This is a genomic window from Lentzea sp. JNUCC 0626, assembly GCF_043632865.1.
GTDB lineage: Bacteria > Actinomycetota > Actinomycetes > Mycobacteriales > Pseudonocardiaceae > Lentzea.
Genome location: NZ_CP171635.1, coordinates 2,117,169 through 2,128,558, shown reverse-complemented (window position 1 = coordinate 2,128,558; position 11,390 = coordinate 2,117,169). Strand labels below are relative to the sequence as shown.

The following is an 11,390-nucleotide window of genomic DNA, read 5'->3' as shown; positions in this document are numbered from 1 at the left end:
CGAGAGGAAACCGATGAAGAAGGCCACCCTGGTCGCGGTGCTGTTCCTGGCCGCCTGTTCGAAACCTGAGGCAGCCCCTCAGGTCGCGTCGATCTCGACGCCGCCGAGCAGTGCCGCCCAGACCTCGGCGCCGCAGGAGGAACGTCCGCGCGAGCGCCTCGACATGACGCCCGAGGACCTCGAGGCGCTCCAGGTGCCCTACGACCAGTGCATGGCGAAGCACGGCCTGGACCGCAAGGGCCGCGCCGCCGACCCCGGAACCCCGCAGCCGGTCAAGGAAGAGCTCGACAAGGCCGTGCAGGAGTGCGAGAAGAAGACGCCGCTGCCGCCGTGGGAGAAGGACGTCACGAACCCGGAGGCGCTCGACTTCGCCAACCGGGTCGTGCAGTGCCTGCGGGGCAAGGGGGTTCGTTACGTCGAGGTGCACAACGAACCCGGCTCGCCCGCCATCAGCTACGCGCTCGGCGGCCCGAACAACGACTCGGCGTCGATCTCGTTGGGTCTGGAGCACGCGAAGGAGTGCGAGATCGCTTCCTCCAAGAAGTGATCCCTTAGGCCAGCATGTCGCGCACCATGGGGACGACCTTCGTGCCGTACAGGTCGATCGTGCGCATCAGCGACTCGTGCGAGAGTCCGCCGATGCCGTACTTCAGATCGAACCGGCTGGCGTCGAGCTTCTTCATGGTGCGCGCCATCTTCTCGGCCACCGTGTCCGGCGACCCGACGAACAACGCGCCGTGCGGCCCCACCTCGTGCGCGTACGACTCGGGCGTCGGGGTGGAGAACCCGCGCGTCTTGCCGAGCCGGCCGATCACGTCCAGGTAGTGCGGCCAGAACTCCTCACGCGCCTGCTCGTCGGTCTCCGCCACGTGACCGGGGGAGTGGATCCCGATCGGCAACGGCTCCCGCCCGAACTTCTCCAGCGCGTGCTTGTACAGCTCGGAGAACGGCGCGAACCGGCCGGGATGTCCGCCGATGATCGCGAGCATCAGTGAGAACCCGTACGAGGCCGCCCGCACCACCGACTGCGGACTGCCGCCGACGCCGATCCACGTCGGGAACGGTGCCGTGTAAGGCACCACGTCCTGCTCATGCAGTGCCGGACGCGTCTTGCCCTCCCAGGTGATCTTGCCGCCCTTGAGCAGTTCCGCGAACAGGTGCGTCTTCTCCTCGAACAGGTCCTCGTAGTCGGCGAGGTCGTACCCGAACAACGGGAACGAGTCGATGCTCGACCCACGCCCCAGAATGATCTCCGCACGCCCGTCCGACACGGCGTTGAGCGTCGAGAACCGCTGGTACACCCGCACCGGGTCGTCCGAACTGAGCACCGTCACCGCCGACCCGAGGTGGATGTTCTCGGTGCGCGCCGCGATGGCGGACAGCACCACGTCGGCCGCCGACAACGGCATGTCCGGCGTGTGGTGCTCGCCGATGCCGAAGAAGTCGAGCCCGACCTGGTCGGCCAGCACGCCCTGCGCGACGACGTTGCGAATGGTCTGCCCGTGCGTGATCGGCGAGCCCGTGGCGTCGTGCGTGACGTCGCCGAACGTGTCGAGCCCGAACGTGGTGGTGCTCATGACTGCTCCTTCAGGAAAGTCTCGAATTCGTGCCTGTGCGCCGCGACCCCGAACAGCGGACTGCCGGGTTCGAGCAACCGCCCCGCCGTGAGCGCCCCCATCGGGACGGGGTCGAACCCGATGCGCTGCAGGAACTCCGCGACCGCGTCGAGCGCGTCCGGGTCGTTCCCGGCGAACCCGACCGCCCGGCCGTTCGCGGGCTCCATGTCCTGGTAGGCGACGTGGTTGAGGGACTTCACGACGCGCGCGCCGGCCAGCCGTTGCGCGACCTCCTCGCTGGTGCCCAGCGGGGCCGCGGCCGGTGGCCAGTGGTTCATCGAGTCGATGACGACCTTGCCGTCGAACGTCTTCGGCTCGAGCGAAGGGACCCGGTGCCACGGGATGGCCAGCACGACGAGGTCGGCGTCCGCGACGGCGTCGGCGGTGCGTTGCGCCTTCGCGCCGGGGGCGAGGAAGTCGACGATCATCTCGATCCGGGCGGGGTCGCCCGACCCCGCGATGCCTACCTCGTAGCCCGCGGCCAGGGCGAGGCGCGCGATGACGGGGCCGACGTGGCCTGCCCCCAGAACAGCGATCTTCACAGCACACCCGACCTGGCTAGTTGACGTGTCATCAAGCGTAACCGGACCAGCCCCCGGATAATTCCGCGGGGGTGTGCTGTGCGGTGTCGGGTGTCTGTTCCCGGCTGGTCAGAGGGTCTTGTCGAGGAACCGAGCCAGGTGCGGGTTCACCTCGGCGGCGTGCGTGAGGCTGAGGAAGTGCGCGCCCCCGTCCACCAGCACCAGTGGCTCGGCCTGGGGCAACGCCGCCACCAACGCCTCCGCCTTGGCCACCGGGTACGCCAGGTCGGCGGTCCCGTGCAGCACGAGCGCGGGCACCTCGATCTCGCCGACCCGGTCCAGCACGCCCTCCCGCGAGACCAGCGCGCTCATGATCAGGCGCAGCCGGTCGGGTTCGACGGCGCTCCACTTCGGCGTCCACTCCGACGGGTCGTAGTCACCCAGGCAGATCTTCGCCACCGCCTCGATCACGGTCTCCGGGCCCTGCGCGATCCACACCTCGGCGAGCTGGTCGTACGCGGCGGCCACCTGTTCGTCCTCGGGTTCGCCCGAGGTGCCCAGCAACGCCAGCGCCGTGATCCGCTCCGGCGCGAGCAACGCCATCCGCAGGGCCACGAACCCGCCCTGGCTGGTGCCGATCACGGCGGCGCGGGGGACCTCCAGTGCGTCCAGGACGGCGAGGGTGTCGCGGGCCACGTCCCAGTGGTCGAAGGGCGCCGTGACCGGGGTGTCGCCGTGGCCGCGCTCGTCGATCGCGATCAGGCGGTAGCGGTCACCGAAGGCCTCGACCTGCGGCGACCACATGGTCACGTCCATCAGGTAGCTGTGCAGCAGGACCACGGCCGGGCCGTCACCGCCATGGTCCACGTAGGACACCTGCTGACCGTTTGCCGTGGTCACCGTCGCCATGCCGCGCACCCCGTCCCGCATAGTGGATCTTCAGCGGCGCGCGCCCCGTTCGCTCTACCCTGCCCGGATGCGACAAGTGTTCAGGGGCGCGGTGCTGCTCCTGCTGCTGTTGATCGTCGTCCCCGCACCGGCGTACGCGCAACAAGAGCAACCACCGTTGGTCCGTGTCGGCACCGAGGGCACGTATCCGCCGTTCTCGTTCCACGATCCCGGTACGCAGGAGTTGACCGGGTACGACATCGAGGTCGTCAAGGCGATCGGGGCCAAGGCCGGGTGGCGGCTCGAGTTCGTCGAGACGCAGTGGGACGCGATCTTCCCGGCGCTCGACTCGTCACGGATCGACCTCATCGCCAACCAGGTGTCGCGCAATCCCGAGCGGGCGGCCAAGTACGGGCTGTCCAGCACCTACACGTATTCGCGTGGCGTGATCGTGCGGCGGGTCGGGGACGACCGGATCAAGTCGATCGCGGACCTCAGCGGCAAGACGACGGCGCAGTCCAGCACGAGCAACTGGGCCAAGGTCGCGCGGGACGCCGGTGCGAAGGTCGAGGCGGTCGAAGGGTTCGCGCAGGCCGCCGCGTTGTTGCAGCAGGGGCGGGTCGACGCGATCGTCAACGACAACATCGCCGTGCTGGACTACCTCGCGACCACCGGGTCGAAGGACGTGGAGATCGCGGGCGACGCCGGGCAGGCGGGCAGCGAGCAGGTGCTGGCGTTGCGGCAGGCCGACGGGGCGTTGCTGGCGCAGGCGAACACGGCGATCGACGCGCTGAAGGCCGACGGCACGTTGCGCGGCATCTCGCAGAAGTACTTCAAGGCCGACGTGTCCGTTGAGGACGGTGGCGCGGCGGACCTGTCGGAAGGCCGCGGTCCGCGCAGCACGTGGGACATCCTCGCCTCGACGGCGTGGCCCATGTTCGTGGGGCTCGTGAAGGTCACCATTCCGTTGACGGCGCTGTCGTTCGCCATCGGACTGGTGCTGGCGCTGCTGGTGGCGCTGGCGCGGATCTCGCCGTACCGGGTGCTGTCCGGGCTCGCGCGGGCGTTCATCTCGATCATCCGCGGCACACCGCTGCTGTTGCAGCTGTTCATCGTCTTCTACGGGCTGCCGCAGATCGGGTTGAAGTTCCCGCCGTTCACCGCCGCCGTGGTCGCGTTCTCGCTCAACGTCGCCGGCTACGCGGCCGAGGTGATCCGCTCGGCGATCCTGTCGGTGCCGAAGGGGCAGTTCGAGGCGGCCTCGACCATCGGCTTCGGGTACGCGCAGACGTTGCGGCGCATCGTGTTGCCCCAGGCCGCGCGCACCGCCGTGCCGCCGCTGTCGAACACGCTGCTGTCGTTGCTCAAGGACACCTCGCTCGGCTCGGTCGTGCTGCTGACCGAGCTGTTCCGCGAATCCCAGCTCGCCGCGGCCGAGAGCAACGAGTTCCTCGCCCTCTACGCCTTCGCGGGCCTCTACTACTGGGTGATCTGCGTGGCGCTGTCCGCCGGGCAGAAACGACTGGAGACCAGGCTGAACAGGTACGTGATCGCATGACCGACACCCGCATCGAGGTCACCGGCCTCCACAAGTCCTTCGGCTCGCTCGACGTCCTGCGCGGCATCGACTTCACCACCCCGCGCGGCACCTCGACCGTCCTGCTGGGACCGTCCGGCTCCGGCAAGACCACCCTGCTGCGCTCGCTCAACGTCCTCGACACCCCCGACGCCGGCGTGGTCCGGATCGACGACGTGTCGGTCGACTTCTCCGCGCTGCCCGCGGGCAAGGCGGGCCGGGCCGAGGGCGCGCGGCTGCGGGCGCAGAGCGGCATGGTGTTCCAGTCGCACAACCTCTTCCCGCACCGCACAGTCCTGCAGAACCTCACCGAAGGCCCGGTCGTCGCGCAGCAGCGGCCGCTGGAGGAGGTGATGGGGGAGGCGCGGGCGTTGCTCGATCAGGTGGGCCTCGCGGACAAAGCCGATTCGTACCCGTACCAGCTTTCCGGCGGTCAGCAACAACGTGTCGGGATTGCCCGTGCGCTGGCTTTGAAACCTCGTGTCGTGCTGTTCGACGAACCCACTTCCGCGCTTGATCCGGAACTGGTGGGGGAGGTGCTGGGCGTGATCAAAGATCTCGCCTCGCAGGGGTGGACCACGGTCATTGTCACGCACGAGATCCGGTTCGCCGAGAAGGTCGCCGACCAGGTGCTCTTCCTCGACGGTGGGGTGATCGTGGAACGCGGAACGCCTGGTCAGGTCATCGGTGATCCGCAGGAAGAACGCACCCGCAAGTTCCTGCGGCGCGTTCTCGACCACGGGTGAAATGATTCCTGAAGGATAGGCTCGCCTAATCCCTCTCGAATTGCGGGGCTCCTGCTGCGGTGGCATCGTCCGGAATACCCGAACCTTTCCCACCACGGCAGGAGCGGACATGACCACCCTCGAGAACCCGGCGATGCCCGCGGTCCACGATTGCACCGTGAGCGACTGCTCCTACAACCACGACGGCTGTCACGCGTTCGCGATCACCGTGCGCGGCGACAACGGAGCGGCCGACTGCGGCACGTTCATCCCGCTGGGCACGAAGGGCGGCCTGGACGAGGTCGTCGCGCAGGTCGGCGCCTGCTCCCGCACCGACTGCACGCACAACGCCTCGCTGGAGTGCACGGCGCAGAGCGTGCGGGTCGGGCAGGGCGAGGGCGGGCACCACGCGAACTGCCTGACGTACCAACCGCGTTAGACCTCTTCGTCAGACCTCTTCGTCCTCCTTCTCGTCGTCCTTGCGGTCGACGGCCCTGCCGAGTTCGCGCAGGCCCACGTTGACCGCGATGATCGCGACCGTGCCGGCCGCCGCGACGACGTGCAGGCCGGCGCCCGCCAGTGACCCCACCGCGGCCGCGCACCAGAGCGTGGCCGCGGTGTTCAGGCCGCGCACCGACAGGCCGTCGCGCAAGATCACGCCCGCGCCGAGAAAACCGATGCCGGAGACCACCTGCGCGGCCACGCGGGTGGGGTCGCCCTGGCCGTCGAAGCCCTGGGCGGACAGCAGGACGAACAACGCGGCGCCGACGGCCACCAGTGCGTTGGTGCGCAGGCCCGCCATGCGAGCGCGGTACTGGCGCTCGAAACCGATCAGCGCGCCGAGGCCCATGCTCTCGGCGATGCGCAAGGTCATGTCGAAGACGTGCATCGTGTGACTCCCCTTGTGTGCAGGGGGTGTGCGTCACACGCCAGAACTACGAGCGTGCCCCAGAGGGTTCAGCGAGGTGCGAGCACCCGCGCTGGCTACTGTCGCCTGGCATGTGTCGCTCACCTCGCTTCCTTGTGTCGTGGTCGGTGAAACCGAGCCGTCACGTTAGCGGTTCGGGTGTTTGCCCGTCGTGAGAGTGGGACGCGCGTCTCACTTCCACTCGAAGTAGTCGTCCTGCACCACGACGCGATGCTCCGTCTCGCCCCGCAACGCGCGGGCGGCGTGGTCGAGCATCGCGGTCACGTTGGGGTACAAGGGGTTCGTGTCGGCGCCTTCGACGTTGTCCCACGCCATGACGCAGCCGTGCAGCGGGCCGTCGCGCAGGTCCGCGAACAGGTGGCTGCCGCCGAGGTTGGTGGCGACCGGGATCCACGCGGGCAGCCACAGCTCGCCGTTGCGGGTGCCCGCCGGTGCGCGGGACGCCTCCTCGGGGGAGGAGTCGAAGAGGTCGTTGCGGACCTCCATGATCATGGCGCGGTCTTCGAGGGCGGTGGCGAGGCCCTGGGGCTGCCAGTAGCCCGGGATGAGGTCCCACAGCAGGGTTTTCTCGCCGATGCCGCCGAACTGCCGCCACCACGCGGCCAGGTCGGCGGGCAGTGCGCGGCCGAGCGTTCGTTCCGCTGCCTGGAGGTCCTCAGTGGACGACGGCGGGAGCAGGGTGGTGTGGAGGTTCGGGAGGGTCCCGGCGATCCAGCGCTCGATCTCGGTCCAGCTCATGGGGCGCGACTAAAGCATGGCGAGCGGGCTGGGGCCGGTCGGGGGAGGGAAGGCGTGGTCCAGGTCGGCCAGGTCTTCGGGGGAGAGGGTCAGGTCCCGGGCTCGGGCGTTCTCGCGGACGTGGTCGGGTGTGCCCGCCTTGGGGATCGCGGTGACGTGCGGGAGGCGCAGCACCCAGGCGAGGGCGATCTGGGCGGGCGTGGCGTCGTGCCGTGAGGCGACGGCCGCGAGGGCGGGGGAGTCGAGCAGGCGGCCCTGTTCGACGGGGGAGTAGGCCATGATCGGGATGCCCGCCGCCGCGTGCCACGGCAGGAGGTCGTGCTCCGGGCCGCGGCGGGTGAGGTTGTAGAGGATCTGGTTGGTCTGGCAGAAGCCCGGCAACGCCGTCAGCTCGCGCATGTCGTCCAGGTCGAGGTTGCTGACGCCCCAGTGGCGGATCTTGCCCGCGTCCACGAGTGCGGCGAAGCCGTCGAGGGTCCGGGCGAGCGGGACGGTGCCGCGCCAGTGCAGCAGGTAGAGGTCGAGGCGGTCGGTGCCCAGGCGGCGCAGGCTCGCTTCGCAGGCGCTGACAGTGCCGCGGGTGGAGGCGTTGGAGGGCAGCACCTTCGACACGAGGAACACCTCGTCGCGGCGGTTCCCGATCGCTTCCCCGACGAGGGTCTCGGACCTGCCGGAGCCGTACATCTCGGCCGTGTCGATCAGGGTCAGACCCAGGTCGAGGCCTGTGCGCAGGGCGTCGATCTCGTCGTCGCGCCCGGTCGGGTCGTCGGCCATCATCCAGGTGCCCATGCCGAGCACGGGGACGGTCTCGCCGGAGGGGAGCAGCACGGTCATGCGCTCCAGCCTGCCGGGTACGTTGGGATCATGCGACGTGCGGGGCTGATCGTGTTGGTGTTGCTGGTCGTCACCCTGGCGGTCGTGGCACAACTCGTTGATCTGCCCGACGGCACCGAGTTGCGTGCACTTGTGGACCGGGCGGGTGTCTGGGCGCCGGTCGTGTTCGTCGGGGTGTGCGCGGTCGGTGCGGCGAGTTTCATCCCGAAGCCCGTCCTCGCCATGGCGGCGGGGCTGCTGTTCGGCGTGGGGTGGGGGAGCGCGTTCTCGATCGCGGGGTTCACGGTGGGCGCGCTGATCGCGTTCTGGATCGCCCGCGGACTTGGCCGGGAGATGGTGAAGAAGTGGCTCGGTGAGCGGCTCGCGGTGCTCGAACGGCTCTTCGCGCGCCGGGGTCTCGAGGCGACGCTCGTGATCAGATTGTTGCCGATCCTGCCGTTCACGCTGGTGAACTACGGCGCAGGGGTGACGGCGGTGCGCGGCAGGGAGTTCGCACTGGGCACGGCGCTCGGGCTGATTCCCCCGACGGTCCTCGCGGCGGTGCTGGGCGACGCCCTGAGCGACTTCGGCTCACCGCGCTCGATCATCGTGATGGCGATCTGGACCGTTCTGACGCTCGTGACGGCGTGGTGGGGCCGGAACTTGATCACAGGGGCTCTGCGTGCGTCCTAGGGGCCTTTGCGGGGCACGCAAAAAGCCGCCCCGGCGGGAGACCGGGACGGCTTGAAGCGTCTGCGACCTGGCTGGCCTGGATCAGGCCGTGCGGGTGCGGCGTCCGCGCAGCTCTTCGAGTCGCTCGTCGAGCAACTCCTCGAGCTCGGGGATCGACCGGCGCTCCAGGAGCATGTCCCAGTGCGTGCGCGGCGGCTTGATCTTCTTCACCTCCGGCTCGACACCGTCGATGATCTTCGACTCGGTGCCGTGGAGACGGCATTCCCAGGTCGGCGGCAACTCGGCGTCGTCGGAGAACGGGACCTCGAAGTCGTGTCCCTTGGGGCAGGCGTACCGCGCTGCCCGGCGCGGAGCGAGATCGTGGTTTCGGTCGGTCTCGTAGCTGACTGCTCCGAGCCGGCTTCCACGCAAAACGCGGTCGGCCATGGCGGTGTCCTTTCGCTCGGCTCAGGGCCGGGGCCCAGGCTTCTTGCTCACCGTGTGCAACGCCCGGATTGCTCCGTTTGTTTCCGGTTCGCTCTCATGGTCGCCCACAGTGACGTCGTTCACTCGTCAACGAAGGCTTCCTACTAATGGATGCGATCGCCACAGGATCGTGACGCGTTATCAAGCTCCTGCGCTCATGCATCACTCTAATGGCCCAACCGGGCCTGTGGGTAGTCGCCTATGCCAACCGAAGCTGACCACTTTGTGCGACGTCAGGGCCTAGGTCGCCCAACCGAAAGTGACGCCGGCAGAGCACTTGATAACGGACAGTAGTTTCCGTGGTGTCCGTTACATTGTTGCTCTCTGTACCCGATCGGTGCTGTTCCGTGTCCGAAACCGTGTCGGCGACCAGAACCGTGTCCCCGGCGCGAATCACCCGTCCGGCCCGCACCCGTGCGTTGAACCTTCCGGGTACCCCGCACCAGCAGAGAACCTCGACCTGGATCGCCTTCAGTTCGTCGGCGAGTTCGAACAGCCGCCGCGACCCCGGGAACATCTCCCCGCGGAAGTCCGTGGCGAGCCCGAAGCAGTAGACGTCGACCTGGACGTCGTCCGCGAGCTCCGCCAGCTGCTCCACCTGTTCGCCGGTGAGGAACTGCGCCTCGTCCACGATCAGGTAGTCGACCCGCCGCCCCTCGGCCCACTCCGACCGCACGAGCATGCGCAGGTCGTCGTCGCGGATCTCCGCCGCCTCGCGGGTGATGCCGATGCGACTGGAGATCTGGGGCCGGCCGGACCGGTCGTGCCGCACCAGCAGCAGCCCGCGCCGACCCTGGCGCGAGTTGTTGTGGTCGATCTGCAGCGCCAGCGTCGACTTGCCGCAGTCCATCGGACCGAAGAAGAACTTGAGGTGCCCGACCACCGGCGTCGAGCGCCGGGAACCAGCGACAGGGACAGCGGAAAGGGCGTCTGTCGGATCGGGAAGGGCGTCCACGGCGGGTCACCCTAGTGCCTCGATCCCGATCATGAGGAATCCCCACGGTCTGTGCACCCCCTCATCCGGTCTCGTTCGGTGCGACCTGCCATTTCCGGTCGACATAGCCGCTGCGCCGGTACCTCAAACATCGTCTCGGCTCGGATCACTCGAAAGCTTCAGTGTTGACCGAAGTCCAAGCCTCCGCAGTTGTTCCGCTTCCCGATATAGCTCGCGCTGCGATATATTCCGAGACATGAGTGGTCGGGTCATGTCCGAGCAGACGTTCTTGGTGCTCACCGCGCTGGCGGAGGAGCCCTTGCACGGCTACGCCATCGTGCAGTCGGTGGAGCAGTTGTCGGAGGGGCGGATGGTGTTGCGGGTCGGCACGCTCTACGGGGTGCTGGACAGGCTGGTGGCGGACGGGTTCGCCGAACGCGACCGCGAGGAGGTGCACCAGGGGCGGCTGCGGCGCTACTACAAGCTCACCGACTCCGGTGTACGGGCGTTGCAGGCGGAGGTCGCGCGGCTCAGCGCCAACGTGCGGGCCGCGTCGGCCGTGTTGAAGACCCGAGGTGTCCAGGCGTGGGCGGGGCGGGCATGAGGAACCTGGAGCGGCGGTACCGGGCGCTGTTGAAGGTGTTGCCGGGGTGGTACCGGCAGGACCGCGAGGAGGAGATGGTCGGGATCTTCCTGGCCGAGCGGGACGACGACCTGGACCTGGAGCACAGCTGGCCGGGGTGGGGGGAGACCTGGGCGGTGCTGGGGCTGTCGGTCCGGACGCACCTCGCGGCCGGTGCGGGGATGAGCAGCGTGCCGGCGAAGGTCGTGTGGCGGGGCGAGGTGGTGCGGGCGCTGGGGATGCTCGGGCTGCTGCTGGGGCTCTTCTACGCGACGGCCGCGGTCGTGAGCGTGACGACGGTGGGGCTCGCGAACCCGAACCAGCCCGACCCGGGGTGGTGGCGGGTGCTGGAGCTGGGGCCGTTCCTGGCGTTCGGGGCGTTGCTGGCCGGGAAGCGGACGCTGGCGAAGGTCGCGGCAGCGGCTCCGGTGCTGCTGGCCGTGGGGTCGCTGGGGCAGCCGTCGTACGCGCTGGCGTGGGGGCTGTTCCAGTTGCCGTCGCTGGTGACGTTCGTGGCTCTGTGCCTGGGGTTCCACCGGGAGGCGCCGACGCCGCCCGCTCGCCGGTTGCTGTGGTGGGGCGGGGGAGCGGTGTTGCTGGGCGTGCTCGGCGGGGTGGCCACGGGGGTGGGGCTGATCGCGATCGGGCTGATCACGGCGGTGGTGCGGGTGGTGGCGTTCGTGCGCGGTGACGCGGTGTTCGGGCGGGCGTTGTCGTTGTTCGCCGCGCTGCAGCTGGTGCCGCTGGTGTTCCTGATCGTCGCGGAGACGGAGGTCATGACGCTGGCGATGGGGTTGGCGGCGTTGTTGTTGCTGGTGGCGGTGTTGCCGGTGCGGCGCCGCCCGGTGAAGGCGGCGCCGCAGGTGTGAGC

15 protein-coding genes are annotated in these 11,390 nt (G+C 69.0%); 7 read left to right on the top strand and 8 right to left on the bottom strand.

The window, feature by feature from the left end:
• Positions 1-13: 13 nt before the first annotated feature.
• On the top strand, positions 14-547 hold the full coding sequence (locus JNUCC0626_RS09510) for a hypothetical protein (RefSeq protein ID WP_394619310.1): 534 nt from the start codon (positions 14-16) through the stop codon (positions 545-547).
• A gap of 4 nt (positions 548-551) precedes the next feature.
• Here JNUCC0626_RS09510 and JNUCC0626_RS09505 read toward each other — a convergent pair whose 3' ends face one another.
• The 3 genes from JNUCC0626_RS09505 to JNUCC0626_RS09495 all read right to left on the bottom strand — a co-directional run bounded on the left by JNUCC0626_RS09505 (position 552) and on the right by JNUCC0626_RS09495 (position 3,046).
• A complete protein-coding gene (locus tag JNUCC0626_RS09505; protein ID WP_394619309.1) occupies positions 552-1,577 on the bottom strand; it encodes an LLM class flavin-dependent oxidoreductase in 1,026 nt (341 codons plus the stop codon).
• A complete protein-coding gene (locus JNUCC0626_RS09500; RefSeq protein WP_394619308.1) occupies positions 1,574-2,158 on the bottom strand; it encodes an NADPH-dependent F420 reductase in 585 nt (194 codons plus the stop codon). Before JNUCC0626_RS09500 ends, JNUCC0626_RS09505 begins: the two co-directional genes overlap by 4 nt.
• 108 nt (positions 2,159-2,266) lie before the next feature.
• Positions 2,267-3,046 (bottom strand): alpha/beta fold hydrolase, encoded by a 780-nt coding sequence (locus tag JNUCC0626_RS09495; protein ID WP_394619307.1) that lies wholly within the window; start codon positions 3,044-3,046, stop codon positions 2,267-2,269.
• 67 nt (positions 3,047-3,113) lie between these two features.
• Between JNUCC0626_RS09495 and JNUCC0626_RS09490 the strand changes: the two genes are divergently transcribed.
• The 3 genes from JNUCC0626_RS09490 to JNUCC0626_RS09480 all read left to right on the top strand — a co-directional run bounded on the left by JNUCC0626_RS09490 (position 3,114) and on the right by JNUCC0626_RS09480 (position 5,765).
• Positions 3,114-4,583 carry an ABC transporter substrate-binding protein/permease gene (locus JNUCC0626_RS09490; RefSeq protein ID WP_394619306.1) on the top strand — a complete coding sequence of 490 codons (1,470 nt, stop codon included), beginning with the start codon at positions 3,114-3,116 and terminating at the stop codon, positions 4,581-4,583.
• On the top strand, positions 4,580-5,347 hold the full coding sequence (locus tag JNUCC0626_RS09485) for an amino acid ABC transporter ATP-binding protein (protein ID WP_394619305.1): 768 nt from the start codon (positions 4,580-4,582) through the stop codon (positions 5,345-5,347). The genes JNUCC0626_RS09490 and JNUCC0626_RS09485 overlap by 4 nt, the downstream gene beginning before the upstream one ends.
• 109 nt (positions 5,348-5,456) lie before the next feature.
• Positions 5,457-5,765, top strand: coding sequence for a DUF1540 domain-containing protein (locus JNUCC0626_RS09480; RefSeq protein ID WP_394619304.1), 309 nt, complete (start codon positions 5,457-5,459; stop codon positions 5,763-5,765).
• Between the two features lie 9 nt (positions 5,766-5,774).
• Here JNUCC0626_RS09480 and JNUCC0626_RS09475 read toward each other — a convergent pair whose 3' ends face one another.
• The 3 genes from JNUCC0626_RS09475 to JNUCC0626_RS09465 form a co-directional block, all read right to left on the bottom strand.
• A complete protein-coding gene (locus JNUCC0626_RS09475) occupies positions 5,775-6,215 on the bottom strand; it encodes an MgtC/SapB family protein (protein ID WP_430623491.1) in 441 nt (146 codons plus the stop codon).
• A 210-nt stretch (positions 6,216-6,425) separates the two neighbouring features.
• A complete protein-coding gene (locus JNUCC0626_RS09470; protein ID WP_394619303.1) occupies positions 6,426-6,992 on the bottom strand; it encodes an SMI1/KNR4 family protein in 567 nt (188 codons plus the stop codon).
• A gap of 9 nt (positions 6,993-7,001) precedes the next feature.
• Positions 7,002-7,826, bottom strand: a complete 825-nt coding sequence (locus tag JNUCC0626_RS09465) for an aldo/keto reductase (protein WP_394619302.1) — start codon at positions 7,824-7,826, stop codon at positions 7,002-7,004.
• Between the two features lie 30 nt (positions 7,827-7,856).
• On the opposite strand from JNUCC0626_RS09465, the gene JNUCC0626_RS09460 reads away from it, so the two are divergent.
• A complete protein-coding gene (locus JNUCC0626_RS09460; RefSeq protein ID WP_394619301.1) occupies positions 7,857-8,498 on the top strand; it encodes a TVP38/TMEM64 family protein in 642 nt (213 codons plus the stop codon).
• Between the two features lie 81 nt (positions 8,499-8,579).
• Here JNUCC0626_RS09460 and JNUCC0626_RS09455 read toward each other — a convergent pair whose 3' ends face one another.
• Positions 8,580-8,924, bottom strand: coding sequence for an RNA polymerase-binding protein RbpA (locus tag JNUCC0626_RS09455; protein WP_065919117.1), 345 nt, complete (start codon positions 8,922-8,924; stop codon positions 8,580-8,582).
• Between the two features lie 238 nt (positions 8,925-9,162).
• Positions 9,163-9,918, bottom strand: coding sequence for a thymidine kinase (locus JNUCC0626_RS09450; RefSeq protein WP_394619300.1), 756 nt, complete (start codon positions 9,916-9,918; stop codon positions 9,163-9,165).
• 235 nt (positions 9,919-10,153) lie between these two features.
• On the opposite strand from JNUCC0626_RS09450, the gene JNUCC0626_RS09445 reads away from it, so the two are divergent.
• Together JNUCC0626_RS09445 and JNUCC0626_RS09440 are read left to right on the top strand one after the other, a co-directional pair.
• The gene (locus tag JNUCC0626_RS09445) at positions 10,154-10,501 is read left to right on the top strand and encodes a PadR family transcriptional regulator (protein ID WP_394619299.1); all 348 of its coding nucleotides are present in this window, start codon (positions 10,154-10,156) and stop codon (positions 10,499-10,501) included.
• Positions 10,498-11,388: a hypothetical protein gene (locus JNUCC0626_RS09440; protein ID WP_394619298.1), complete on the top strand. Its 891-nt coding sequence runs from the start codon at positions 10,498-10,500 to the stop codon at positions 11,386-11,388. Before JNUCC0626_RS09445 ends, JNUCC0626_RS09440 begins: the two co-directional genes overlap by 4 nt.
• The last annotated feature ends 2 nt before the right edge of the window (positions 11,389-11,390 follow it).